This window comes from Actinomadura pelletieri DSM 43383, assembly GCF_003634705.1.
In the GTDB taxonomy this organism is placed as follows: Bacteria; Actinomycetota; Actinomycetes; order Streptosporangiales; family Streptosporangiaceae; genus Spirillospora; species Spirillospora pelletieri.
Genome location: NZ_RBWU01000002.1, coordinates 697,093 through 722,782 on the forward strand (window position 1 = coordinate 697,093; position 25,690 = coordinate 722,782).

General features: G+C 69.2%; 25 protein-coding genes. 17 read left to right on the forward strand and 8 right to left on the reverse strand.

Going from position 1 to position 25,690, the window contains the following annotated elements; all coding sequences use genetic code 11:
- Positions 1-342: 342 nt before the first annotated feature.
- Positions 343-873: a hypothetical protein gene (locus BZB76_RS09935; RefSeq protein WP_121433993.1), complete on the forward strand. Its 531-nt coding sequence runs from the start codon at positions 343-345 to the stop codon at positions 871-873.
- Here the strand turns inward: BZB76_RS09935 and BZB76_RS09940 are convergent.
- A complete protein-coding gene (locus tag BZB76_RS09940; RefSeq protein ID WP_170180568.1) occupies positions 816-1,859 on the reverse strand; it encodes an SEFIR domain-containing protein in 1,044 nt (347 codons plus the stop codon). The two genes, BZB76_RS09935 and BZB76_RS09940, sit on opposite strands and share 58 nt — an antisense overlap.
- A 254-nt stretch (positions 1,860-2,113) precedes the next feature.
- Between BZB76_RS09940 and BZB76_RS09950 the strand changes: the two genes are divergently transcribed.
- The 4 genes from BZB76_RS09950 (at position 2,114) to BZB76_RS09965 (ending at position 4,799) form a co-directional block, all read left to right on the forward strand.
- Positions 2,114-2,836: a dienelactone hydrolase family protein gene (locus BZB76_RS09950; RefSeq protein ID WP_121433995.1), complete on the forward strand. Its 723-nt coding sequence runs from the start codon at positions 2,114-2,116 to the stop codon at positions 2,834-2,836.
- Between the two features lie 239 nt (positions 2,837-3,075).
- The gene (locus tag BZB76_RS09955) at positions 3,076-3,903 is read left to right on the forward strand and encodes an MBL fold metallo-hydrolase (protein ID WP_121433996.1); all 828 of its coding nucleotides are present in this window, start codon (positions 3,076-3,078) and stop codon (positions 3,901-3,903) included.
- 87 nt (positions 3,904-3,990) lie between these two features.
- Entirely contained in the window at positions 3,991-4,596 is a 606-nt protein-coding gene (locus BZB76_RS09960; protein ID WP_121434605.1) for a TMEM175 family protein, read from the forward strand.
- A 23-nt stretch (positions 4,597-4,619) separates the two neighbouring features.
- A complete protein-coding gene (locus BZB76_RS09965; protein WP_121433997.1) occupies positions 4,620-4,799 on the forward strand; it encodes a hypothetical protein in 180 nt (59 codons plus the stop codon).
- Positions 4,800-4,917: 118 nt separating this feature from the next.
- Here BZB76_RS09965 and BZB76_RS09970 read toward each other — a convergent pair whose 3' ends face one another.
- Positions 4,918-6,708 (reverse strand): family 20 glycosylhydrolase, encoded by a 1,791-nt coding sequence (locus BZB76_RS09970; RefSeq protein ID WP_121433998.1) that lies wholly within the window; start codon positions 6,706-6,708, stop codon positions 4,918-4,920.
- Positions 6,709-6,959: 251 nt separating this feature from the next.
- On the opposite strand from BZB76_RS09970, the gene BZB76_RS09975 reads away from it, so the two are divergent.
- Complete coding sequence (locus BZB76_RS09975; protein WP_121433999.1) at positions 6,960-7,481, forward strand: alpha-ketoglutarate-dependent dioxygenase AlkB; 522 nt, start codon at positions 6,960-6,962, stop codon at positions 7,479-7,481.
- Positions 7,482-7,609: 128 nt separating this feature from the next.
- On the opposite strand, the gene BZB76_RS09980 is transcribed toward BZB76_RS09975, so the two are convergent.
- Positions 7,610-8,035, reverse strand: a complete 426-nt coding sequence (locus BZB76_RS09980; protein WP_147449396.1) for a nuclear transport factor 2-like protein — start codon at positions 8,033-8,035, stop codon at positions 7,610-7,612.
- A 246-nt stretch (positions 8,036-8,281) separates the two neighbouring features.
- Here BZB76_RS09980 and BZB76_RS09985 point away from each other — a divergent pair, with 246 nt between their 5' ends.
- On the forward strand, positions 8,282-9,217 hold the full coding sequence (locus BZB76_RS09985; protein WP_246006856.1) for a LysR family transcriptional regulator: 936 nt from the start codon (positions 8,282-8,284) through the stop codon (positions 9,215-9,217).
- Between the two features lie 106 nt (positions 9,218-9,323).
- On the opposite strand, the gene BZB76_RS09990 is transcribed toward BZB76_RS09985, so the two are convergent.
- Entirely contained in the window at positions 9,324-9,698 is a 375-nt protein-coding gene (locus BZB76_RS09990; RefSeq protein WP_121434001.1) for an ArsR/SmtB family transcription factor, read from the reverse strand.
- A gap of 75 nt (positions 9,699-9,773) precedes the next feature.
- On the opposite strand from BZB76_RS09990, the gene BZB76_RS09995 reads away from it, so the two are divergent.
- On the forward strand, positions 9,774-11,336 hold the full coding sequence (locus tag BZB76_RS09995) for an FAD-dependent oxidoreductase (protein ID WP_246006857.1): 1,563 nt from the start codon (positions 9,774-9,776) through the stop codon (positions 11,334-11,336).
- A 15-nt stretch (positions 11,337-11,351) separates the two neighbouring features.
- On the opposite strand, the gene BZB76_RS10000 is transcribed toward BZB76_RS09995, so the two are convergent.
- Positions 11,352-12,161, reverse strand: coding sequence for an SMP-30/gluconolactonase/LRE family protein (locus tag BZB76_RS10000; RefSeq protein ID WP_121434002.1), 810 nt, complete (start codon positions 12,159-12,161; stop codon positions 11,352-11,354).
- Positions 12,158-13,108, reverse strand: coding sequence for a hypothetical protein (locus tag BZB76_RS10005; protein WP_121434003.1), 951 nt, complete (start codon positions 13,106-13,108; stop codon positions 12,158-12,160). Before BZB76_RS10005 ends, BZB76_RS10000 begins: the two co-directional genes overlap by 4 nt.
- Before the next feature lie 111 nt (positions 13,109-13,219).
- Here BZB76_RS10005 and BZB76_RS10010 point away from each other — a divergent pair, with 111 nt between their 5' ends.
- The 9 genes from BZB76_RS10010 to BZB76_RS10050 all read left to right on the forward strand — a co-directional run bounded on the left by BZB76_RS10010 (position 13,220) and on the right by BZB76_RS10050 (position 22,802).
- Positions 13,220-13,984 (forward strand): IclR family transcriptional regulator, encoded by a 765-nt coding sequence (locus tag BZB76_RS10010; protein WP_121434004.1) that lies wholly within the window; start codon positions 13,220-13,222, stop codon positions 13,982-13,984.
- A gap of 63 nt (positions 13,985-14,047) precedes the next feature.
- Entirely contained in the window at positions 14,048-15,136 is a 1,089-nt protein-coding gene (locus tag BZB76_RS10015) for an amidohydrolase family protein (RefSeq protein WP_121434608.1), read from the forward strand.
- Complete coding sequence (locus BZB76_RS10020; protein WP_121434005.1) at positions 15,133-16,542, forward strand: aldehyde dehydrogenase (NADP(+)); 1,410 nt, start codon at positions 15,133-15,135, stop codon at positions 16,540-16,542. Before BZB76_RS10015 ends, BZB76_RS10020 begins: the two co-directional genes overlap by 4 nt.
- Positions 16,539-17,885 carry an alpha-galactosidase gene (gene melA / locus BZB76_RS10025; RefSeq protein WP_121434006.1) on the forward strand — a complete coding sequence of 449 codons (1,347 nt, stop codon included), beginning with the start codon at positions 16,539-16,541 and terminating at the stop codon, positions 17,883-17,885. Before BZB76_RS10020 ends, melA begins: the two co-directional genes overlap by 4 nt.
- Positions 17,882-19,177 carry an ABC transporter substrate-binding protein gene (locus tag BZB76_RS10030; RefSeq protein WP_121434007.1) on the forward strand — a complete coding sequence of 432 codons (1,296 nt, stop codon included), beginning with the start codon at positions 17,882-17,884 and terminating at the stop codon, positions 19,175-19,177. Before melA ends, BZB76_RS10030 begins: the two co-directional genes overlap by 4 nt.
- Before the next feature lie 3 nt (positions 19,178-19,180).
- Complete coding sequence (locus tag BZB76_RS10035; protein ID WP_121434008.1) at positions 19,181-20,071, forward strand: carbohydrate ABC transporter permease; 891 nt, start codon at positions 19,181-19,183, stop codon at positions 20,069-20,071.
- On the forward strand, positions 20,068-20,949 hold the full coding sequence (locus BZB76_RS10040) for a carbohydrate ABC transporter permease (protein WP_121434009.1): 882 nt from the start codon (positions 20,068-20,070) through the stop codon (positions 20,947-20,949). Before BZB76_RS10035 ends, BZB76_RS10040 begins: the two co-directional genes overlap by 4 nt.
- 39 nt (positions 20,950-20,988) lie before the next feature.
- The gene (locus tag BZB76_RS10045; RefSeq protein ID WP_121434010.1) at positions 20,989-22,062 is read left to right on the forward strand and encodes an alanine racemase; all 1,074 of its coding nucleotides are present in this window, start codon (positions 20,989-20,991) and stop codon (positions 22,060-22,062) included.
- The gene (locus BZB76_RS10050; RefSeq protein ID WP_121434011.1) at positions 22,050-22,802 is read left to right on the forward strand and encodes an SDR family NAD(P)-dependent oxidoreductase; all 753 of its coding nucleotides are present in this window, start codon (positions 22,050-22,052) and stop codon (positions 22,800-22,802) included. Before BZB76_RS10045 ends, BZB76_RS10050 begins: the two co-directional genes overlap by 13 nt.
- Positions 22,803-22,944: 142 nt before the next feature.
- Here BZB76_RS10050 and BZB76_RS10055 read toward each other — a convergent pair whose 3' ends face one another.
- Positions 22,945-24,051, reverse strand: coding sequence for an endo alpha-1,4 polygalactosaminidase (locus tag BZB76_RS10055; protein ID WP_246006858.1), 1,107 nt, complete (start codon positions 24,049-24,051; stop codon positions 22,945-22,947).
- Between the two features lie 26 nt (positions 24,052-24,077).
- On the reverse strand, positions 24,078-25,535 hold the full coding sequence (locus BZB76_RS10060; protein WP_121434013.1) for a PepSY-associated TM helix domain-containing protein: 1,458 nt from the start codon (positions 25,533-25,535) through the stop codon (positions 24,078-24,080).
- Between the last annotated feature and the right edge of the window lie 155 nt (positions 25,536-25,690).

Here is a 25,690-nt window from a genome sequence, read left to right on the forward strand (position 1 = left end):
CCTTCGGGGGAATCCCGGGCCAGAGGGGTACCGAGTCCCGCCCCGGTCAGACCGGTTGATCACCTGGCCCGGATGAGCGCGGACCTGCGCCCAGGACGGCAGCTCCTGCGGACTCCCCGACCCCGCATGCGGACAGCCGTCGCGCTCGCCGGGGTGCGCACGATGCCGGGCGGAGGAACCACGACATTGGAGGGATCGCCTTACAATGCCGGAGGTCCGCCGCTAAACTGGCGTCCGGGTCACGTTGCCGAGTCACGGGGTCACCATGGCATTGTGTGCGTTCTGCGGCATTCCCCACGTTGCGGATGAGCCACCCACGATCTTCCGTGGTGGGTCTCCACGGTGACGGATTTCCCGAGTGATGGACGGATCAAGCATCTTGAGTTCATCCAGGCCGCGATAACGCGACTCGCCGGGAACTCGTTCCTGGCCAAGGGCTGGGCCCTGACGGCTTCCGCCGCGCTCTACGGCCTCGCGGCGAGCGGCAGTAATCCATGGCTCGCACTGGCCGCCACCGGTCTGAACGTCGCCTTCTGGTGGCTCGACGGCTACTTCCTGCGTCAGGAACGCCTGTTCCGGTGCCTCTACAACGATGCGCGCAAGCCCGACTCGGCCGTCGAACCGTTCTCGATGGACACCAGGCCATATCTCGATGACCCCTACACCGCGCCACGCAAAGTGACGATGTCGCACACTCTACTCGTGTTCTATGGGGCGCTTTTGGTGACGGGGCTGGCGATCACAGTGGCCACCTTCATCCACGATTCCAATGGCAACAAGGAATCGACCGTCCCCGCGGTATCGTCGGCTTCCGTTCAGTTCGTGCCCGCAACGAAGTCCGAGATGTTCTGCAACACTTTCGCCATCGTCTGATAGCTGCCGGCCGGCCACTCGGCCAAGAGCAGCTTCTTGGTCTCGCCGGACGATGTGAGCTCGATCCATTTATGCGGCCCGTACTTTCGCGGATACTTCCACTCGTACTTGTACTCGAACGTGACCTCGTCCATCTGTTGATAGGGCAGGGTGACCGACTCGATTTCCTGACCCGCATAATACCTGGTGCCGTTGTAAAAGTGGCCCTGGTAATACAGTGCAATATTGGTGAAAAGGTAGAATTCGCTCGGCTTGGCGCCCCGCATCAACGACCATATCGTCGACGACGAGCAATCGATCAGACCGATGATCTCCTCGTCGGTCGCCAGCCGGGGAGTGTAGAACCGTCGTGCCGCCTCTTTCGCCGCCGTCCCGACATGGGACCTACGACGATTGCCGAAACGTTCGCGCAGCAGGCCGTCCACATGCGCTGCGATCTGGGTCGCTGTCGGTTTCGCCGAGGATCGCGGTGAGCCGCCTGAATTCTCCGAGTCGAGAATCGGCCTTTCGCCGAGCGGAACGTCTTGCACCTCCGGCTGGTTCAACAGAAAACGAAGCAGATCCTTCGCGCCCTCCACGGTGAAATCGTCGACGTGGTACACGGTGGTGGTCGACGGTGCCAGAAAATCCGGTACGCCCTCGACCGTCTGGCCCGGCAGGACCACGGGCACGAACCTCTGTAGATTGCTCTGCTCGGCGTAGAAGGCATCGCGAATCAGGCGCGCCTCCCACTGCACTCCTCGGCCCTTGTCCGGGCCGGTGCGACCCTCCGCCCTTTCTTTGTAGAGCTTGGAGGCCACACAGAGAACGACGTCGGCCTCACGGATCTGCTCACCCATCCACAGTGCCCAGTCCTGGCGCTGACCGGCGGCCGACCGGTCCAGCCGCGCGTCGATGTCATTGCTTCGGAGGAACTTCCAGAAGTCGAGCACAACCTGGTTGTGCCCGTCGTGCTGGGCGTAGGAGACGAACACGCGCGGAGCCACCGACCACTCCGTTCTCTTTTCCAGACTCGGCATCCCATCGTATGCGGCCGCCCAACAGTAGTGCCCTGAACTCCGTGCCCGGCAAACCTGTTGGAGTCTCCCGGCGAGCACTGCTACCTTTCGGGAGAGCCGTGCCAGAGGACGAGGAGGTGGTACCCGTGAACGTTTCGACATGGGTGCTCCCCTCCGGGGTCACGGTCGGACGATAGGTCGTCCGGGAGCGCTGTTCACAAGCCCTCCCGAAAGGCACGACCATGCAGTTCACCGCCGAACGGCGCCTCGACGACGGCGTCCTCGAACGCGACTTCATCCTCGGAGAGATCCCCGGCGTCCTGTGGACACCCGAGTCCACGCCGGCACCCCTGGTTCTGAGCGGCCACAACGGCGGCCTGCACAAGAGGGAGGCCAGGCTGGTGGCGCGGGCCCGACACCTCGCCGCCGGGTACGGCTTCGCGGTGGCGGCCATCGACGCCCCCGGGCACGGTGACCGGCCCCGCTCCGCCCACGACGAGCAGGCCCGCGCCGACCTCCGCAGGGCGAAGGAGTCCGGCGAGCCGCTCGACGAGATCCTCGACGCCCTCATCGTCCCGCTGGTCGAAAAGGCCGTCCCGGAATGGCGGACCACACTGGACGCCCTCCTTCCACTGCCCGAGATCGGCGACACGGTCGGTTATGTGGGGACGACCGCCACCGGCATCCGGCTGGCGGCCGTCGAGCCACGCCTCTCGGCCGCCGGTTTCTTCGCCGGTGGCTTCGTGCCCCGAGCCCTCCGCGCGGAGGCTCGGCAGGTCACCCTTCCACTGCTGTTCCTGGTGCAGTGGGACGACGAAGGAAACGACCGGCAGGCGGCCCTGGACCTGTTCGACGCCTTCGGCTCCAAGGAGAAGACGCTGCACGCGAACCTGGGCGGACACACCGGCACCCCATGGTTCGAGGTGGACGACGGTGCCCGATTCCTCGAACGGCACCTGAGATGAGACCGAGCCCCGGAACGACCGACGAACGCTAGCCGCACCGCCGGCAGCCCGTCCCGCCCACCGTGCTGTCGGCCGGTCGGGACGGACCCGCGAGCTCCCCGGCACGGAACGGCTCAGGGACATCGCCCACGAACGGATCGGGTATCTCGGATCTACTCGTCAACGAACGCACTGAGCCGTTCGGCGCGAGGCGCGAGAATCATCTTCGATCCCAAACCACAACGGGAAGGAGCCGTCCCATGCTGACGCAGGTAGGGGAGGGGGTCCTGGTCCACCAGAGCGAGCTGCTCCAGAACAACACCATCGTCGTGCAGGGCGAGGCCGGAGTACTGCTCATCGACCCGGGCATACAGGCCTCCGAAATGGCCTGCCTGGCCCACGACCTGTCCGAATCGGGTCGGCGCGTGGTGGCGGGCTTCGCCACGCATCCCGACTGGGACCACGTGCTCTGGCACCCCGAACTCGGCGAGGCGCCCCGCTACGGCACGGCCCGCTGCGCGGCCTTCATGCGAGATCTGCGGTCGGCCCCGGACTGGAAGGCCCGCGTCGCCGAGGGCCTGCCGCCGGAAATCGCCGATGACGTACCCCTGGACCTGTTCGGCCTCATCACCGCTCTGCCTCCCGGGACAACGCGATTTCCCTGGGAAGGCCCCCAAATCCGGCTCATCGAGCATCCGGCTCACGCACCAGGCCACGCGGCACTGCTGATCGAGGACAGCGGTGTGCTCGTCGCCGGCGACATGCTCTCCGATGTCTTCATACCGATGCTCGACGACACCACCGACCCGATCGAGAACTACCTCGTCGGGCTCCAGCTACTAGAGGACGTGGCGGGCGAGGTCGATGTCCTCGTCCCCGGCCACGGGTCCGTCGGTGGAGCCGACCAGCTCCACGCACGAATCGAACTGGACCGGGCGTACGTGCTCGCCCTGCGCGACCGCCGAGACCCGACCGACCCACGCATCGGCCCATCCGCGAAGCCCGGCTGGGAATGGGTGACCGACATACACACCGGCCAAGCCCGGCGCCTCGCCCAGAAAAGCGAGGGCGACGAAACGTCCGGCTAGAGGCAAGCGACGACCACTCCGCCCCCTGCCGTGTCGTTGCCGGATCCTTTACCCCTCTTCGCCGTGACGGGTGGCAGAGTGATCGCGGTGGCCATTCCCAGGGACCCCGACCGGCTCGTGTACTTCACCGACGCCGTCGTCGCGATCGCCGTCACCCTGCTCGTCCTGCCACTGGTGAACGTCGTTCCCCAGGCGGAGCGGAACGGGCAGAGCGCGTCCGAGGTGATCACCGAGCACCAACCGGAGATCTTCGGATTCCTGCTGAGCTTCGCGGTGATCACCCGCCTGTGGCTGGTGCACCACAACTTCTTCCGGCACGTCCGTGCCTACTCCAAGCCGCTGATCATGTGCAATGCCGGATGGCTGCTGACCATCGTCGTGCTGCCGTTCCCCACCGAGATGGTCGGCGTCTACGGCGACGACCGTTTCACGGCCGGCTTCTACATCGCCACGATCCTCGCCGCCGTCCTCTTCCAGACCGGCCTGGAACTCATCGTCCGTGCGAACCCCGAACTGGCGTCCGAGACGTCCCCACCACCACCCGAGTCCCTCCCCGGCTCGGTCACCGCCGCCGCACTCCTGACCCTCGCCCTCGTCCTCGCGCTGACCGTCCCGAACCTGTACTACTGGACGCTGCTCCTCCTCTTCCTGTCGTCCCCCATCGAAAAGACCTGGCACAAATACCGCAGGTAAATGCGGGATGCGATGACCATGAAGTGAGCGATCGGCTGAGTGCTCTGGTGACCGACATCGGGAGGCTACGGCGGGCCGTGCGCAACGAGCCCCTTGAAGGTGCAGGTGGGTGGGCTCCGGGGCTGGACGTCGACGGCTTTCTTCGGAAGGTCACCGCCGAGTTGAACGGGCTGCCGTCGGTCGTGGTGGAGGTGTCGTCCTGATCAATGCGGATCTCCTCACCGGTCCACTGCCTGCGGGGCTCGCGGCCGTGACGATGTTGGCGGACTCGGCGCAGCGGGTCTTTGACGCCTGGTTCCACTGGCGTGACTGAGCCGGACGTCAGCAGGGGCCGTTGTCGGTCCAGACGTTCTGGGAGTTGTTGCCGGGGGCGTCGCCTCGCGTCCACCATCTGGCGGTCCAGGTGTGGTCGTTGTACGAGACCTTGTCACCGCCGACGTAGGCGGTCGAGGAGTCCCACTCGGGTTCGGTGCATTTGCCCGGGTTGTTGTTGTCGGTCCTCCATGGCACCTGGCTTGAGCGGTAGAAGTTGATGCCCATGACCTGCCATCGCGGTCCCTGCGCGCCGAGCCGTTGCCGGAAGGCGTTCCAGTTGTGGGTGGACTGCGGCGACCAGGCGAGTTCGGCGATGGCCGGAAGGCGCGGGAACGCCATGAACTCGATGTCGGCGATGTTCAGCAGGGTTTCCGACCACAGCGGCGCCTCGACGCCGAACACCTGCGACTCGGTCACGCCGGTCATGTGCGCGCCGGGGTTCCATTCGTAGGCGGTCTGCACCTCGATGTAACCCGCCCAGCTCAGCCCGAGACGGGTGCTGGAGTTGTACTTCATGTCGAGGTAGGACTTGTTGGCCGGTGACATGAGGATCTTGTTGCCGCGGCGTGCCGCCGCCTGGACTCCCGCGTGCGACGTCCCCGTCTGCCAGTACTGCGGGACGGCCGAGGTGGGCGGGGTGGCGTCCACGATGTCGTGCCAACCCATCGCGATCTTCCCCTGCTGCTGGACGAGCGGCAGCACCTTGTTGAGGAAGGTGTTGTAGTCCTGCTGGGACGTGGAGTTGGCCTCGTCTCCGCCGATGTGGAGGTAGGGGCCGGGGGTGAGCGCCGCGACCTCGCGGATGACGTCGGCGACGAACTTGTAGGTGATGTCCTTGCTGATGCACAGGGAGCTGTAGCCGACCTGGATGTCGGTGCGGCGCGGCGGCGCGACGTTGTTGCAGTTGAGTTCCGCGTACGAGGCCAGTGCCGCGTTGGTGTGGCCGGGCATGTCGATCTCGGGGACGAGGGTGATGTGACGGCTCTGCGCGTACGCGACGATGTCCTTGTACTGGTCCTGGGTGTAGTACCCGCCGGGGGTGCCGCCGACCTCGAGTTCGCCGCCGTACGTCGCCAGCCGGGGCCAACTGTTGATCTGTATCCGCCAGCCCTGGTCGTCGGTCAGATGCAGATGCAAGTAGTTGATCTTGTACAGGGCGATCTCGTCGATGTACCGCTTGACCTCGTCGACGGTGAAGAAGTGGCGGGCGACATCAAGGTGGGCGCCGCGATAGGCGAACCGTGGATGGTCGACGACCCGGCCGCCGGGGATCTGCCACGGGCCCGGTTGGGTGGTGGTGCTCTCGACCGCAGCCGGGAGAAGCTGCCGCAGCGTCTGCACGCCCGCGAACAGACCGGCGGGCTGGTTCGCCCGGATGACCACCGTGGTGGGCGTGACGTTGAGCTGGTAGCCCTGGTTGCCCACGGTCGGATCGGCGCCGGTGAGCAGCAGCGATATGCCGTCGGTGGGCGTGGCGGTCGCGCTCTTGACCGGCAGCGGGTAGCCGGTCGACCGGCGCAGGAGGGCGGCGAGGTAGTCGCCCACGCCCGCCGAACCGGTCTGGACGTAGATCGCCGTGTCGTTGGTGATCGTGTGGTCGGCGCCCGCGGCCGGCTCGGCCGTGACCGGCACCGGAACGATGTCCTGCATGCTCGCGACCTTGGCGGTGTCGGACGCCGGACCGGCGTCCGCGCGCACCGCCGGTCCCGTACCGGCCACCGACAGCACCAGCGAGGAGAGGATGGCCACGAGCTGCTTGGAGCGCGATCCCGCGCGTGGCGGTCGGGAGGGATTCATGGAAGCGGGTCCTTCAGCGGGGGAACAACAGAAAGGTTTGTTGCCAGTTAGAACGCTTCCCGTCCCGCTGTCAAGGGCTTCCCCTGCCCGACCGCCCCGTGTGCCGGTCGCGCGGTGAGCGCGGTTGATATTCGGTGGTCATCGGGTGCGGGGCCTTCTAGGCTTCCGGGCCATGTCGTCCCTTCGCCGCGAGCGACAACGTGAGCGCCCCGCGCACCGCCGGTTGAGTTCACCTTCGCGACGGAGAGACCATGACCGCACCGCCCCTCGACGTCCGCCATTTTTTGGATGTGCTGCCCGACCCCGACGCTGATCTGGCGTTCCTCCTGACCGAGGTGGTCTGGGACGACCGCATGCGTGCGCGCCGTACGGCCAGTTTCGGTGTGCCCTACAACTACTCCGGCCAGCGCTACGAACCCGTGGAGATGCCCCCGCGGATCGCGGCGATCGCGGCCCGGGCCGGCGAGTTCGCGGGCCATCCCTTCAACAACTGCCTGGCCAACCGGTACGAAACCGGCGACAACTCCATGGGGTTCCACCAGGACTCCTACGAGGGTCTGGTTCCGGCCACCACGATCGCGATCGTTTCGCTCGGCGCGACCCGTCCCCTGGTGTTCCGTAGCATCGACCGGGCCCACCGCACCGAACTCGCCCTTGAGCACGGATCGTTGCTCCTGATGACGCGGGAGACCCAGCGGGCCTGGACGCACGGCGTGCCCCGCGCCGGTTCCGCCGGACGCCGCATCAGCCTCACGTTCCGCTGTTTCGAGTGAGCTGCCCCGGTACGGATTCTCGCGGGGCCGTTCCGGGCCTCACGACGGTCGCCGCGACCGCGGCCGCCGCGCCGACACCGGCGCCGCGCAACAGGCTCGCGCGAGAGATCTCGGTCAAAGGAACTCCTTCAGTAGCGGCCCACGACGTCGCGGATCAGCCCGTCCTGGATCAGAAACGCGTAGGAGAAGCTCTCGGCAGCGCCCCCACGCGTCGTGAAGTCGTAGTTCACGACGTACCGATCGCCGTCCCAGCGGCTTGCGGTGGCCTTGTAGCGGCCGCCGACGTCGAGTACTTCGGGAATGAGGAAGCGATTCATGATGTCCGCGCGCGACGGGTAGACGCGGCCGACGCTGTCGAACCGGGCGTTCACCGCGAAGGTCGCCCCGACCCTTTTAGCGTCGCCCGCGTTGGCCGCGTCCAAGAACCGGTGCGCGACCCGTTCGGCCTCCGCCCTGTCGACGGGAATGGCGAGTTCGGACGCCCGAGGAGAATCGGAGGCACCCGCGGAAGGCTCCGGCGAACCACCGCAACCTGTGAGCAGCACCGCCGCCACAACCGTGAGGCCGATGTGTTGACGAAAGCGCATACGAGTCCCTGGCCTTGCCATCTTCCTTCTTTCGCTGCCGTCGACGAGATGCCGCCGAGGGGCGTCCGTTGGGCTCAGCAAAGCGCGAGCTTCCCGCGCGAGTCCAAGACCTCTGCCTATGCGAAAAACGCATGGCCGCCTGGGGGCGGCTCACCCGAGACTCGTGCCCATACAGTTGACGCCTAGATCGGCTCGGCCAGGGAGGACCTGCGCATGGACGTGGACACGCGGTCCCTGCGGTATTTCATCGAGCTGGCCGAGCAACTGAACTTCACTCGCGCCTCAGAACGGCTCTTCGTCTCCCAGCCCGCATTGAGCCGAAGGATCCGTCAGCTAGAAGAGGGCCTCCGCACACCACTGTTCGAGCGGACCGGTCGCGAGGTCCTCCTGACCGCCGCGGGCGAGGCGCTCCTCCCATTCGCCCGGCAACTCGTCGCCGACTGGCAGACGGCCCAGCGCACCGCACGCGTGGTGGCCGCGGCCCGAGCTCGAACCCTGCGAGTCGGATTCGAGGCCTCGGGCGCCGGAACGATGGCCACCCGGGCCTACACCGACTTCATGCGGCAACACCCCGACTCCTCTGTCGAACCCAAGCGCTTCGAGTGGGGCGGCGAGGTCATGGCGCTGCACGAGGGCCTGGTCGATGTCGCCTTCGTCTGGCTGCCCGCCGACACCACCGGCCTGCACACCGAGGTCGTCGCCGTAGAACGACGGATGGCCGGGCTCGCCACCACACATCCCCTGGCCTCCCGGAGCACGCTCTCGATCCTGGAGCTGAACGACGACCCGATCGTCTGGACCCGCCGGGCACCGAAGGAGTGGGTCGACTGGTGGGCGGTGAACCCGCGTCCCGACGGACGGGAACCGCTGTGGGGACCGGAGAACGACAACGTCGAGGAAATGCTCGAACACGTGGCCTCCGGCCGGGCGATCTGCATCAGCCCCGAGTCGATGACACTGCACTACAGCCGCCCGGACCTGGCCTGGGTGCCCCTGAACGACGTCCCACCGCTACGCATCGCCCTCTGCTGGCCGTCCGGCACCACCAACCAGTCCACCGCCGCCTTCGCCTCCGTCGTCAGACGCCTGTCCAGAGAATCCGTCAAGGCGGTGGACAGCAGGTGCGCAGGTAGGCCTGCAGCTCCGTAAGCGAGTGGGGCTGGAGTGGCAGCGCTGCTTCGCCTCGGCGACGCTTCGCGGTGTCGGCGCCGATGCCCACCACGTCCTCAACCGCCTGCGTGAACGGGCGCCGCGGCTACGGCGTACCGGCTGAGGCGGGCTCGGGCAGCGTGAACAGGCCCGCCAGCCGGGTCAGTCGCTCGGGGATCACCCGGTAGTACACCCAGGTCCCGCGGCGTTCACCGTCGATCAGTCCGGCCTGGCGCAACACCTTCAAATGATGCGAGATGGTCGGCGGTGTCAGCTCGAACGGGACGGTCAGGTCGCACACGCACGCCTCCCCGCTCTCGGCCGAGGCGATCATGTTCAACAACCGTAGCCGGATCGGGTCGGCCAGCGCCTTGAACACCCCGGCGAGCTCCACGGCCTCCGCCTCGCCCAGATCGGCCTCGCTCAGCGGCTCACAGCACGCCGAGGCGGTCACGTCTTCCAACCCCAGCAACTTAGACATACGTCTAATTTGACATCCATCTATGCAAGACGCAAACTGGCTCTGATTAGAAGAACGTCGAAACAAGGTGGTCCCGTGACCGAGGTGAACCAGTCTCATGCCGAGAGCGCCTGCTGCGGAGTCGGTGGTTGCTGTACCGGCGCCGAACGGTCCCTGAACCCGACGGTCACCGTGACCGAGGCCAAGAAGGCCGCCGGATGCGGATGCGTCGACAAGACGGGACTTCCGGTGGTCATCGTCGGAGCCGGTCCGGTGGGGTTGGCCGCGGCGGCGCATCTGGCCGAGCGCGGGCTGGACTTCGTCGTCCTGGAAGCAGGGAACGCGGTCGGCGCGGCGATCTCCGAATGGGGGCACGTCCGACTGTTCTCCCCGTGGCGGTACGACATCGACGCCGCCGCCCGCCGCCTGCTGGAGCCGACCGGCTGGACGCCACCCGATCCTGACGCCCTGCCCACCGGGGGCGAACTCGTCCGTGACTACCTGACGCCGCTGGCCCGCGTCCCCGAGTTGGCCGGACGAATCCGCACGAGAACCCGCGTGGTCGCCATCGCCCGCCAAGGTATGGACGTCACCCGAACCGTGGGCCGTGACGAGCGCCCGCTGCTCGTGCGAACCGTCGACCAGGACGGCGCCGTCACCGACCTGACCGCCCGCGCGGTCATCGACGCGTCCGGAACGTGGGGCCACGGAAACCCCCTCGGACACTCCGGCCTGCCCGCGCCCGGCGAGGCAGAGGCCGCCGCGCGCATGACCGGGCCGCTACCGGACGTCCTGGGAGGCGATCGCACCCGTTTCGCCGGACGTCACACCCTGGTCGTCGGCATGGGCCACTCGGCCGCCAACACCCTCCTCGCCCTCGCCGAACTCGCGAGAACGACCCCTGACACGCGCATCACCTGGGCGGTGCGCGGCTCGTCGGTCGCCCGCCTGTACGGCGGCGGCGACGCCGACGGCCTGCCCGCCCGCGGCGCACTCGGCACCCGCCTGAAGAAGGCCGTTCAGGACGGCGAGATCGACCTGATCCGCGGTTTCACCATCACCCGCTTCACCACCGGTGACGAGACCGTCCAGATCACCGGCACCACCACGGACGGGGAGAGGGTCATCACGGCCGACACCGTGGTCGCGGCCACCGGCTTCCGTCCCGACCTGGACATACTGCGCGAAGTCCGGCTCGACCTCGACCCCGCCGTCCAGGCCCCGACCAAGCTGGCCCCACTGATCGACCCGAACTTCCACTCATGCGGAACCGTCCCGCCGCACGGCGAACGCGACCTCGCCCACCCCGAACCCGGCTTCTACCTGGCCGGGACGAAGAGCTACGGACGCGCCCCCACCTTCCTCCTGGCCACCGGCTACGAACAGGTCCGCTCCATCGTCGCCGCGCTCGCCGGGGACCGGGAGGCCGCCGACACGGTCCAACTCGACCTACCCCAGACCGGCGTCTGCTCCACCGACCTGGTCACCGAGGACCAACTGCCAGGCCACACCTCCCAGGACGACGGCAGCGGCTCCTGCTGCGGCGGCGCGTCAACGCCCGAGCCGATCGGCATCAGTGTCGGCGCACCGGCCGGACCGGGCTTCGCGACCGGAACCCAGCACGGCTACTCCGCCGAGGCCGAACGCCCCGACGCCTGATCCGCACGACGCGCCTCAGCCGGAGAAGGGGGTGGGGGGTAGGCCTTGGCCGGCGTCGGGGACGACGAAGAGGGGGCCGTCGGCGGTGGTGATGTAGAGGTCGTGGAGGTTCGGGCCGCCGAAGGCGCAGGCGGTGGTGAGGGGGACGGGGAGGTCGATGACGAGGTCGAGTCCGCCGTCGGGGGTGTAGCGGTGGACGGCTCCTCCCTCCCAGAGCGCGGTCCAGATGCAGCCGGCGGTGTCGACGGTCAGGCCGTCCGGGAGGCCGGACACGGTGGTGAGGGTGCGGCGGGCCGTCGGGAGGCCGGAGTCGTCGAGGGGGAACACGTCGATTCGGCGGGTCGGGGTGTCGGCGTAGTACATCCGGTGGCCGTCGGGGCTCCAGGCGATGCCGTTGCTCACCGTGACCTCGGCGAGCATGGTGTCGAGGCGGTGGTCGGGGCCCAGCCGGTAGAGGGCTCCGCCGCCGGGGGTCTCGTCGTAGCGCATGGTGCCCGCCCAGAGGGCGCCGTGCGGGTCGACGGCCGCGTCGTTTCCGCGGCGGCCGGCGGTGCGGAGGTCGGCGAGCCAGGTGAAGTCGCCGGACGTCTCATAGGCCCCGATTCCGTCGCGGAGGTTGACCACATGGCCGCCGGTGGCTCGGGGTTTGGCGGCGCCGACGTGTTGGTCGGTACGGAGGAGGACTCGGTCGGTTCCGGAGGACGGGCTGTAGGCGTGGACCTCGCAGGCGAGGATGTCGACCCAGAGAAGGTGTCCGGCGGCGGGGTCCCAGGTGGGGCCTTCGCCGAGCCGCGCGGGGCCGCGTCGGGCGATCTCGGCTTTCATACCGTGACGGGCACCGGGAACCTGACCAGGTCTCCGGGGTTCCGGCTGCCGATGGGGGACATGGCGGCGTCGGCTCCGTAGCGTTGGAGCAGGTCGAGCACGAGCCGGCCGCGCCGGACACGCTCCCGTCCGCTCGCCACGGCGATGTCGCGCAGATGTCGTCCGACCGGGTAGACGGGCGCGGCGTTGCGCAGGCCGAACTTCAGGTAGATGGGTGCGCCGCACCGGACGAGTTCGGCGGTCTCGTAGAGCCGGACGAACCCGCCGAGGTCGTCGGGGGCCTCGACGTAGAAGTCCAGGGGACAGGAGCTGAGCTGCCGGATCTCGGCCAGATGGTGCACGGTGAGGTCGCTCGGCACGTTGATGGAGTCGGCGCCGAGGCCCTCCCAGATGCTGTAGGCGATCGGGTTGACCGGTCCGACCAGCGCGGAGACCTTGAAGGTGGTGTCGGCGGGCAGTCGTCCGGTGGCGCGCATCTGGTGCAGGGTCCAGAGCACGCCCTCGTCGGCCACCAGCAGGCACCGCACGCCCAGGGCCACCGCGCGTTCGGCTTCGGCGACGCACTGGGCGAGCTGGTCGCGGCCGCGCGCCCGCAGGCCGGCGCCGCCGGAGTCCGAACGCACCGAGCCGCCGATGTCCCAGGTGCCGCGGGGGCCGAGGAACAGGCAGAGTTCGATGTCGCGTTGCGCGCAGGCGCCCACCATCTCGGTGATCTCCGCGTCGGTGAGCATCCACACGCCGCTGCCCTGGCTGACGCGGTGCACCGGCACTTCGAGCCGTTCGCTCTCGGCCAGCACCTCGTGGAGGACGGCGGGTCCCTCGACCGAGGGGATCTCCGTGCGCCAGGAACCGGTGTCCGGGAACCGCGCGGTGGAGGCCGCGGGGCCTTCCCCGCGGGCCGGGAGTCCCAGGTCCCGGAGTGCGGCCTCGCCGGGAAGGTTGTCCATTCTGCCTCCGGGTTCGATATTTCGAACAACGTCCGATATGCTGATCCGGACGGTAATCTCTGTTCGTGTGGGGTGTCAACGTCCCTGCGCGCTGACAAGATGAGGTGGACCATGGCGCGTGAGGTTCCGGCGTTGAGTCGGGCGCTGAACATTCTGGAGCTGTTCCTCGACGTCCCGACGCTGTCGGCCCCCGACATCGCCGCGCGCCTCGGCCTTCCCCGGACCACCGTCCACGAGCTGCTCGGCACGCTCGTCGGTCGCCACTACCTGGTCGCGGTGCCGGGCCAGCCGACGCGCTACCGCCTGGGCGTCCGGCTGTTCCAGCTCGGCGGGGTGTTCGCCCAGAACCTCGACATGATCCGCGAAGCCCAGGAGGTCGCCGACGAGACGGCCGCCGCCTGCGGGGAGACGGTCCAGGTGGGGGTGCTCCAGGGCGACCAGGTGCTCTACATCGCCCGCGCCGAGAGCACCCATCCGGTGCGGATGGTCTCGACCGTCGGTCGGCTCCTGCCCGCGCACTGCACGGGCCTCGGCAAGGTGCTGCTCGCCGGGCTGCCGCAGGAGGAGTTGGACGTGCTCTTCCCGGACGACCGAGAGCTCATCACCATGACCGCGAACAGCATCGCCTCGGTGGACCGGCTGCGCGAGGAGATCGCGCGGATCCGCGAGACCGGTCTCGGCTACGACGACGCCGAGTCCAATGACGCGGTGCACTGCGTGGCGGCGGGCGTCCATGACCACACGGGCGCGCAGGTCGCCTCGATGAGCATCTCCGTTCCGTCGCCGCGCTGGGACGACCAGGTGCGGGCCCGGCTCGGTGAGCTCGTGCGCGAAAGGGCGGGGGTGCTGTCCGCCCGTCTCGGCCACCTCGTCTGACCTTGACGTTCCAACAAAAGGTCGTTTACCGTCCTGCCACCAGGATTTCGAATGCTGTTCGAAATGTCGAACAACTCAGGTGGCATGATGTCCGACGCGCTCCTGCTGAGCCGATACGTTCCGCGCCGGCGGCTGACCGTTCCGGCGCACGAGGTCCCGCGAGCCCGGTTCCCGGCGGTCGACGCCCACACCCACCTGGGCCGATGGTTGAGCGACTGGGACGACCGCCCCGGCGAATGGATGGTCCCCGACGTCCCCGCGCTGCTGGACGTCATGGACGAGCGCGACATCCGGAGCCTGGTCAACCTGGACGGCCGGTGGGGCGCCGAGTTGAAAGCCAATCTGGCCCGCTACGACGCGGCCCATCCCGGACGATTCGTGACCTTCTGCCATGTCGACTGGGCGGAACTGGCCCTGCCGGACGGCGCCACCCGGCTGGTGAAGAGCCTCACCGAGTCGAAGGAGGCCGGCGCCGGCGGCCTCAAGGTGTGGAAGGACCTGGGCCTGGAGGTGCGCGACGGGCGCGGCGATCTGGTCTTGCCCGACGATCCACGGCTCGCCGCGCTCTGGGACACCGCCGGCGAACTCGACCTGCCCGTCTGGATCCACACCGCTGACCCGAGGGCCTTCTTCGACCCCGTCGACGAGCACAACGAACTGCTGGAGATCCTGCTCGCCCACCCCGAATGGTCGTTCGCCCGGCCCGGGCTGCCGAGCTTCGAGCGGCTCATGGACGCGCTGGAGGCCGTGGTCGCCGCCCACCCGCGGACCACGTTCGTCGCCGTGCACGGCGGCGGCAACGCCGAGGACCTCGGCTGGGTGGGCCGGATGCTCGACACCTATCCCAACCTGCACATCGACATCGCCGCCCGGCTCAACCAGCTCGGCCGCCAACCCAGGGCCACCCGCGCCCTGATCATGCGCCATCCGGACCGGGTGCTGTTCGGCACCGACGAGATCCCGCACACCGGCGCCGCCTACCCGCTGCACTTCCGCTTCATGGAGACCGACGACGAGTGCTTCCCGTACTCGCCCGAGGAACCACCGCCGATGGGACGGTGGGTGATCTCCGGCGTCCATCTTCCCGATGACGTCCTCAGGCTCGTGTACGCGGGGAACGCCGGGCGACTCCTGCCGGGACTCGCCCGATGAGCGCGCCGGCCGAGACCACTGTGAACGGGGTCGCCGAAGTCTGCGCCGCGGCCGCGACGGCGGCGCCCGGTTTCGCGGCGCTGCCCCTACCTGAGCGGGCCGGGCTCCTCCGGGACGTGGCGGGCGCGCTCCGCCAGGCCGAGCCGGAGATCGTCGCGCTCGCCGACAGGGAGACCGCGCTCGGCCCCGAGCGGCTCGTAGGCGAACTCGCCCGCACCACCCACCAGCTCGACCGGTTCGCGGACGGCATCCTCGACGGCCGGTTCCGGGAGGTCATCGTCGACCGGAACGGTCCCGGACCCGACTTGCGCCGCATGCTCGTCCCACTCGGCCCGGTCGCGGTGTTCGCGGCGTCCAACTTCCCGCTGGCCTTCTCCGTCGCCGGCGGGGACACCGCGAGCGCGCTCGCCGCCGGCTGCCCGGTGGTCGTGAAGGCGCATCCCGGGCATCCCCGGCTGTCCGAGCTGTGCGCGATGCTGGCCGCCGAGGTGCTCCCCGAGGGTGTGCTCGCCCTGACGCACGGGATGGAGGCCGGACGGGCACTGGTCACCGACCCCCATATCCGCGCCGCCGCCTTCACCGGATCGGCGAGCGGCGGGCGGGCCCTGGCCGACCTCGCGCACGCCCGCCCCGACCCGATCCCGTTCTACGGCGAACTCGGCTCGCTGAACCCGGTGGTGGTGACCGCCGCCGCGGTCGAGGCCCGGGGCCCGGAGATCGCCGACGGGTTCGTCGCGTCCTACACCTTGGGCTCGGGCCAGTTCTGCACCAAACCGGGGGTGGTGCTGATCAGCCGCGGGCACGGCCTCGACGAGCGGCTCGTCGAAGCCGTGTCCCGAGTGGCACCGCGGCGGCTGCTCAGCGAACGGATCGCCACGGCCTACCGGGACGGCGTCGCGACCCTCGCCGCGACCCCGGGCGTGACGCCGCTCGTCCGTCCGGAACCGACCAGCGGGGACGTCGCGGCACCGGCACTGTTCAAGGTCCCGGCGCGGGAACTGGCGGGCCCGCTGCTGGAGGAGTGCTTCGGCCCGGTGTCGGTGCTGGCGGAGTACGACTCGGTCGCCGACCTCACCGCGGCCGTGGAACGGCTGCCCGGCAGCCTCACGATGACGATCCACGCCGAGCCGTCCGACATCGCGCTGGTCCGGACGCTGCTCGTCGCGGCGACGGCGCGGGCCGGCCGGATCGTGCACAACGGCTGGCCGACGGGCGTGACGGTGAGCCCGGCGATGCAGCACGGCGGCCCCTGGCCGTCCACGACCGACCCGCTGCACACCTCGGTCGGGTTCACCGCGATCCGGCGCTTCCTGCGTCCCGTCGTCTTCCAGGACGTACCGGACGAGTTCCTGCCCGCCCCCCTGCGCGACACCGACGACCGGCACCCCCACACAGGAGACTCATGACGAAGATCGCGATGATCGGCGCCGGGGGACAGGAGTTCCCGCTGCGCCTGATGACCGACTTCCTGGCGCTGGAAAGCCCGCGCGAGGCCGCCTACACCCTGATGGACATCGATCCGGTGCCGCTGGCGCGAACCGAACGCCTGGTCAGGCGGGTCGCGTCCGCCCACGGCTACAAGATCGAGCTGGAGACCACGACCGACCGCCGCGCCGCCCTCAACGGCGCCGACTTCGTGATCGTGTGCTTCCAGGTGGGGAGCCAGCGCGCCTACACCCTGGACATGGAGATCCCGCGCAGGTACGGGATCGACCAGACCGTGGGCGACACCCTCGGCCCCGGCGGCGCGATGCGCGGGCTGCGCACGATGGCGGTGCTCGACGGGCTCGCCGACGACGTCCTTGAGCTGTGTCCGGACGCTCTCGTCCTCCAGTACGCCAACCCGATGTCGATCAACTGCGCCTTCCTCCAGGGCCGGGGCGTGCAGGCGGTCGGGCTGTGCCACTCCGTCCACCACACCGCCGGTCAGCTCGCCGACATCATGGGGCTGGCCCCGGGTACCTGGTCGTTCCGCGCCGCCGGTATCAACCACCAGGCCTGGATGCTGGAGTTCCGGCATGAGGGCCGTTCGATCCTGCCCCGGCTGTACGACACGATGCTCGCCTACAGCCGCGGGGAGCACGACCCGGTCGTGGAGATCGACGAGTGGTACGCGGGCGGTCGCGAACGGGTCCGCACCGAGGTCATGAAGCTCACCGGCTACTTCCCGACCGAGTCCAGCCACCACGTCTCGGAGTACTTCCCGCACTTCCGCCGGTCGCCGGAGTTGATCGCCGAGCTGCTGCCCGAACGCTGGGACTACCACGCGATCGGCAGCGGGCAGGGCGACGCCGAACAGGAGGCGCTGGCGGACGAACTCGCCGCCGAGCCGCTCACGCCGAGCGGGGAGTACGCCGCGGGCATCGTCGACTCGATCCTGACCGGCACACCACGCGTGATCTACGGGAACGTTCCCAACGACGGCCTGATCACGAACCTGCCCGCCGGCGCCTGCGTGGAGGTCCCGTGCCTGGTCGACGCGAACGGCGTCCAGCCGACCCGCGTCGGTGACCTGCCCGCGGCCTGCGCCGCCGTCAACCTCCCCTCGATCGCCTTCCAGTCCTGTGTGGTCGAGGCCTACCGGACCCGCTCCCGTCGGCTCGTCAACACCGCGCTCACCCTCGACCGGCTGACCGCGGCCCTGCTCCCGCTGCCCGACATCCAGGCGTTGACCGACGAACTCCTGGACGAACAGGCGCGCTGGCTACCCGCCTTCCACGACAGCGACGGGAAAGGAGAACGACGATGAAGATCGGTATCGGGTCGGCCACGGCCTGCGCGGCCGTCCTCGCGGGCGCCCTGCTGAGCGGGTGTTCGGGAGACGACGGTGGGGTCTCCGCCGACGGCACCGTGCGCATCGTCTTCTGGCACGGCCAGACGCAGATCGCCCAGAAGGCCCTGGACGAGCTGGTGGCGGAGTTCAACCGCACCCATCCCAAGATCAAGGTGGAGAGCCAGAGCGGCGGGTCCACCGCCGACCAGCTCCTGCCGAAGGTCACCGCCGCCCTGGTCTCGGGCAGTTATCCCGACATCAGCTACATCTACGGTTCCGACCTGGCCAGCATCGCCCGTAACCGGAAGGTCGCCGACCTGACCTCCGCCGTCCAGGCGCCGGGGGTCGACTGGAACGACTTCTGGCCCGCGGCCCGGTCAGCGGCCACCGTCGACGGACGGGTGCGGGCCATCCCCGCGCTGACCGACAACCTCGCCGTCATCTACAACAAGAAGCTCTTCGCCGAACGGAACGTGGCACCGCCCAAGCCGGGTTGGAGCTGGGACGACTTCCGGGCCACCGCCAAGGCGTTGACCGACCCGTCCAAGGGCACGCTCGGAACGGCGTGGCCGATCGCCGACGGCGAGGACGTGACATGGCGGCTGTGGCCGCTGGTCTGGCAGCAGGGCGGCGACATCGTGACGCCCGACCGCCGCAGATCCCGGTTCGCCGGCCCCGAGGGGGTGCGCGGGCTCACGGTCTGGCGGGACATGGCCGTGACCGACAAGTCGGTCTATCTCGACCAGGACTCGGCCGGCGCGCGGATGGGCCAGCTGTTCAACAACGGAAAGATGGGGATGTTCATCGCCGGTCCGTGGGCGCTCGCCGACATCGGACCCGCGGGGGTCGACTACGCGGTGGCGCCGCTCCCCGGGTTCAACGGAGACAACACCACGATCGGCGGCCCGGACAACTGGGTGGTCATGGACAAGGGGTCCAAGCGCCGGAAGGCGGCCACCGAATTCCTGCTCTGGCTGACGCGCCCGGCGCAGGACCTGCGCTGGGACCTGGCGACCGGTCAACTGCCGCTGCGTGCGAGCGCGTCCCGCCACCCGAGCTACGCGACCTACAAAGCCCGGTGGAAGCTCGACGTCTGGATCGACAACCTGCCCAAGATGCGCACCCGTCCGACGCTGCGCGCCTACCCCAAGCTGTCCCAGGCCGTACAGGAGGCCATCGCGGCCGTCCTGCTGGGCAAGATGCAGCCGGGGCCGGCACTGGATCGGGCCGCGAAGGCGGCCGACTCGGCGCTCGCCACGGAGGAGTGACCGATGGCCCGCCCCATGAGGAGGGCACTCGGCGAGACCCCGGCCGCCTGGGCCTTCGTGCTTCCGGCGACACTGCTCATCCTCGGCCTCAGCCTGCTGCCGATGGTCTGGTCGCTGCTGCTCTCGTTCACCGACTCCGACCTGGTGACCTCCGGCCGCTGGGTGGGGATGGACAACTACGAGCGGTTGCTGGACGATCCGGCCTTCCGCCAGTCGACCCGTAACACGCTGATCTTCACCGCGCTGTACGTCCCGGGCAGCGCGGGCCTCGGTCTGCTGATCGCGATGGCGCTGAACCGGCCGCGCACCAGACTGATCGGCATCTACCGGACCTGCGTGATCGTGCCGTTCGTCGTGTCACCGGCCGCGACCGGGGTGCTGTTCGCCTTCATCTGCGACGCCCGGTTCGGCGTGGCCAACCGGATCCTGTCGGCGTTCGGAATCCCCCGCCAGGGCTTCCTCGAAGATCCCAACACCGCGCTCTACACATTGACCGGGATCGGGCTGTGGGGCGGTACCGGCTTCTGCGTGATCATCTTCCTGGCCGCGCTCCAGGACATCCCGCCGAGCCTGGTGGAGGCCGCGCGGATCGACGGCGCGGGCCGGTGGAACATCTTCCGCCATGTCACGCTGCCGAGCGTGCGGCCGGTCGCCACCTTCGTGGTGATCTGGCAGAGCCTGGTCGCCATGCAGCTGTTCGACCTGGTCTACGCGACCACCCGGGGCGGGCCGCTGGGCTCCACGTCCGTCGTCGTCTACTTCATCTACAACCAGGCGTTCAAGGTGTTCGACGCGGGCTACGGCGCGGCCGCCGCCTACGTCCTCGCCGTGGTCCTGCTGGGCCTCGGCGGCATCCGGTACCTGCTCATGCGCGCTCGGCGGAGGTACGCGTGAAAACTGCCGAAGAAGCGCGCTCCGGGACGTCGTCCTCCCGGACGGTGGCGGCACCGTCCCGTCCCCGGCGCCGGATCGACTGGTCGCACGTCGGGCTGGCGCCGCTGGCCCTGCTGTTCGTGCTGCCGCTCATCTGGGAGGTGCTGGCGTCGGTCATGGCCGACGCGCAGATCAACAAGTTCCCGCCCGCGGTGGTGCCCGACGGGATCCATCTGGACGGCTACCGCTACGTCTTCACCAACACCGACTTCCCGCGCTGGTTCCTCAACTCGGTGCTGGTCTCGCTGGTGAGCGTGGCCTCCAACCTCGTGCTGTGCTCGCTGGCGGCCTACGGGTTCGCGCGGCTGCGGTTCCGCGGCTCCGGTGTGCTGTTCGGGCTGCTGGTCGCGACGATCGTCATCCCGTTCCAGCTCACGATGATCCCGACCTTCATCCTGATGAAGAACCTCGGCCTGGCCGACTCGCTGGGCGCGCTGATCCTGCCCAACCTGGTCTCGGTGTTCGGCGTCTACCTGCTGCGGCAGTTCTTCGTCGCGCTGCCCCGCGACATCGAGGAGGCCGCGATCATCGACGGCTGCAGCCGCCTCCAGGTCCTGGTCAGGATCGTGCTGCCGCTGGCCAGACCGGCGCTGGCGACCCTGGCCGCGTTGACGTTCCTCACGTCCTGGAACGATCTCACCTGGCCGCTCATCGCCATCTCCAGCGACGACAACTACACCCTGCAACTCGGGCTGACGACCTTCGCCGGGCAGCACCACACGATCTGGTCGGCGGTGATGGCCGGCAACGTCATCACCACGCTGCCCGTCCTGGTCGTGTTCCTGCTCACCCAGCGCACCTTCATCCAGTCGCTCACCTCGACCGCCGTCAAGGGATAGCGCGGCGCCCGGCGTTCGCGCGACGAAGGGAACTCGACGATGCTGCCGGAAATCCAGACGCCCGCGCTGATCGTGGACCTGGACAGGGCCCAGGCCAACATCGACGCGATGGCGCGGCTCGCGGAGGCCGGCGGGACCCGGCTGCGCCCGCACATCAAGAGCCACAAGATGCCGTACCTGGCCGGGCTCCAGCTCGCGGCCGGGGCCTCCGGGCTCACCTGCGCCACGCTCGACGAGGCCGAGGTGATGGCCGACGCCGGATGCGCCGACATCCTGCTGGCCTATCCGGTCTGGGGCGCGCACAACCTCGCCCGGCTGCGGCGGCTGCGGGAGCGCGTCCGGCTGCGGGTGAGCCTCGACTCGGCCGAGGTCGCCGCCGGCGTGGGCGCCGTCGCCGGACCGGAGCCGGTGGAGGTCCTGGTCGAGGTCGACTCGGGGCTCGGACGGCTGGGCCGTCCGCCCGGCCGGCGGTCGGCCGAACTGGTCGCGGACATCGACCGGGTCCCGGGGGTGACGGTCGTCGGGCTGTGCAGTCACGCCGGTCACTCCTACCGGGCCCGGTCGGCCGCCGAGCTGCGCGAGATCGCCGAACGCGAGGTCGCCGAGCTGGCCGAGACGGTCCGGCTCTGCGGCGGCGACCTGGAGATCAGCCTCGGCGCGACCCCCACCGCCCGGTGGGAGGCGGCCGCCGCGGAGGTCGCCGAGATCCGTCCCGGAACGTACGTTCTGAACGACACGACGATGGCCGGGCTCGGCGTCGCCACGCACGACACCTGCGCCGCCCGGGTGCTGGCGACGGTCGTGGCCACCCCTGTTCCGGGACGGTTCGTCGTGGACGCGGGCACCAAGGCACTGGCGGCGGACGGCTCACCGGGCACGATCGGCGTCGTCGGCCGTCCCGGGCTCCACCTCGACATGCTCTACGAGGAGCACGGCGTCGGCCACGGCCCGGAGACCGGCGGCCCCGCCATCGGCGACCGGATCGAGCTGATCCCGAACCATGTGTGCCCGGTCGGCAACCTGTTCGACCTCGCGTTCGGGGTCCGCGGCGGCCGGGTCGAACGCGAACTGGAGATCACGGCGAAGAGGAGGTCGGTCCGATGCGCGGACTGAGGGACCGGGGAGTTCTGATCACGGGCGGCACCAGCGGCATCGGCCACGCCACCGCCCGGCGGTTCCTGGACGAGGGAGCCCGTGTCTTCGTCTGCGGCTTGGAGGGCGTCCAGGAGACCCTCGACGAGTTCGACGGGGTCGGCGGCGTGCACTGCGACGTCTCCGACGAGGCGTCGGTCGAGCGGATGCTCGCGGCGGCGGGGGAGTTCCTCGGCGGTGTGGACATCCTGATCAACAACGCCGGCATCGCCCACCGCGAGCCGTTCCTGGACATCGCCACCGACCGCTGGGACACCGTGCTCGCGGTCAATCTGCGCGGAATGTTCCTCGTCGCCCAGCGCGTCGCGGCCTCGATGCGCTCCGCCGGCACCCGCGGCGCCATCGTCAACATGGCCTCGACCAACGCCCTCGGCGGTGAGGCGGGCTACGCCCACTACAACGCCAGCAAGGCCGGTGTTCTGCTGCTGACCAAGACGATGGCGGTCGAACTGGGACCCCACGGAATTCGCGTCAACGCCCTCTGTCCCGGCTATATCCGCACGCCCCTCAACGCCGCCATCGAGGCCGAAAGCGGCGACCCGGATTACGTCGCCGCCTACGAACGCGAACACATTCCGCTGGGCCGCGCCGGTCATCCCGACGAGGTCGCCGCCGCTTACGCGTTCCTCGCCTCCGAGGACGCTTCTTTCATCAACGGCGCCGAACTCGTCATAGATGGTGGCCAACTCGCCATCATGTAGGCGGACCGAGGGAGCACGAATCCCTCGGTCTCGTCCTGCCAAGTGGAGCGGCATCATCTGAGACTCTTGGCCCTTGTGTGATTCGCGGCGTCCCGCGTCGGGGGTGCCGGGCGAAACCCGGCACCCCCGACCGGCCAGGGTTTTACGGCTTACACTGCTTGCGGAACGCGGACGTCGGGGGCTCGTCCTTGATGATTCCGTCGAAATCGCGGCTCACATGCGCTTGGCACGCCCTCCTGTCCGTTCGTTGGTTCACCGTGTAGTCCACGGCGAAGACGGCTTTGCCCGCGGCGATGAAGGGAGAGAGGTTGTCGCACTGATCGAGCGAAACGCATTCCTCGGGGAGTGCCCAGTCGAAGGCCTGCACGAGTTCCGGGAACCGCGTGCGGTCGCTGAGGTCGTGACCGTTCTTGAGTCCCACCGACAGCCCCAGCGCGTGCGCCTGCCTGGCCACTTCGAGGTACCAGTCGATCTGGTCGTCATCGGTCATCTCCCAGCCCGGAGCGTTTCCGGAGCTGGGGCCCATGTCGTTCTGGTCGGGCTCGACGCCATCGCAGCCGAGGCGCTTGGCGAGCGCGAAACGCGCCCAGATCAGATGGGCGAACCTGGGCCAGGACTGCCGTCGAATGTCGAGGTAGCGCTCTCCCGGCCACTGCCCGTCATTGGTGTGCCACCCGATGACCGAGCCCGGCTCCGGAGGTGACGGATTGTCGGGGATGTCATTCAGATTCGCCTTGTAGCCGGGGAACAGATGCCGGTCGGCACGGTTCTCGTCGTGCTCATAGGCGCCGGAGTCGAGGTAACAGATGACCTTGGCTCCCCTGCGGTGGAGCTCGTCGACTTTGCCCGCGAGGGCCCCCTCTTCGACCTGGATCCGAGGAAGTTCCGGGTGCCCCGGATACTCCAGATAGGAGTTGGGTCCGCCGTCCGCCAACTCCCAGAGGTCGAGGTCGTACATCGTCCGAGGTTGCGAGACATTGTACGGTTCGTCGATCTGCCAGTCCCAGTTCTTCGCCTCCCCGGGGCGCGGCTGCCACCATGCCGCCGACGAGGCTTTCGCGGTGCTTTTCGCCTGGACCGAACCGATGGTCCCGACCAGCAGAGCCAGGGCTGCCAGTACGGCACCGATCGTCCTGAGTCGTTTCCCTCTCGCTCTCATGATCCCGATCGTCGGTCGCAGATCAAGGTGAGTCAATGGTTTTCCCGAAATTGGTCCGAAATACTGATTTGCATTCGAAATATCGAACACCCCTCTCGGCGGCCGACGCGGCGCGCTCAGCCGGTGCCGGTCGGAGCCGTCCGGCGGCGGCGCAGCGCACCAAGGAGGCCGTCGATCGCGAGGAAGGCGACCAGGGTGATTCCGAGCATCGGCACCGCCCACCCCACCAGCAGGACGGCGGGGACGCCGAGGAGAAGAAGGGGACGCGGAAGCCTCCGCCAGGCGCCGCGGGCCGGGGGACGTCCGACGGATGCGCGGCGGTCGGCGCGGACGGGGCGACGCCGCCACCACGTCCGGTAGCCCCAGAAGATGACCCCGAGCAGGCCGAGCGCGGCGGTGCCCAGCAGGATCTGATTCGCCAGACCGAACAGCCGACCCATGTGGAACTGGATGCCGAGCGAGGACAGCTTCGCGAGCCAGGGCGTCTCGGCCCAGGTCACGCGGTCGGTGACCCGCCCGGTGGAGGCGTCCACGGCGACCTTGTCCCGGCGCACCGGCCACCGGTTGTCGACCTGCGCGACGCTCCACACGCTACGGGCGTCCTCGGGCGTGCTGATCTCGACCGGGCCGTCCATTCCCGCCCGGCGCGCAGTCGCCAGCACCGTGTCGACGTCGGCGGCGGGGTCGGCCGTCCCGGACGGTGCGCCTCCGCCGCCGTGATGCCCGCCGCCACCGCCGGGGGCGGGCGCGGTTCCGGGCCGTGCGGTGTCGAGCTTGGGCGCGGTCGACCGAAGCTTCTCCTGGACCGTGTCGAACCGGGCCCCGGCATGGTCGGACCAGGTCAGGCCGGTCGCGCTCAGGAACAGCAGAACCGCGGCCAGCCATACGCCGGTCACGGCGTGCCTGCTCCGCGTGCGCCGCACGCCCTTCGCCGAGCGGTCGAACCGGAAGGCCCGGAGGGACGGGCCGCGGCCCCGGTAGTGGCGGCGGCGGCCCAGCCACATCACCGCCCCGGCGGTCACGATGACCCACAGCCAACTCGCGGCCGTCTCCGAGTACAGCCGCCCGGGGGTGCCGAGGTGCAGGCTGCGGTGCAGTTCGTCCAGCCAGGCGGTCATCGGCGTGCTGCCGGACCAGGTGGTGTGCACGCCCAGTACGCGACCGGTGTAGGGGTCGACGTACACGGTGCGGTCCTTCTCGCCCAACCCCGGCACGGACAGGACCACCTGCGTCGAGGCGTCCGCCTCGGCCGGGGGGACGACGGTGGCGACGGTGCCGGGCTGCACCGCCATGGCCGCCCGGACCTGGTCGGCCAGCGGGAGGCGAGCCCCCGCCACCCGGTCGACGCGCAGTTCGTCGCTGTAGACGACGGCGTCGAACTGCGGGGTGAACGCGTAGGCCAGCCCGGTCAGGGCGGCCAAGGCCAGGAAGGGCGCGACGAACACGCCCGCGTAGAAGTGCAGCCGCCGCACCAGCGGCCACACCTCGCGCCGGGCGGAGCGGCGGGTCGTACCGGGAGGGGCGATCGGGGCGCGGTCCGGTTTCGTGGACGGCGAGTCTGACGTCGTTGACATACGGGCTCCAAGGCATGGCGCCCAGCCGGTACGGCACGCGCCATGCGGCGGGAGCACCGCACCGACCGGAGATCTTCGGGGGAAACGGGACCTCGTCCTCGGAGGACGGGATGCCGTGGCGTCGTCCGCTCGAGAACGGCGACGCCGATGCCCCG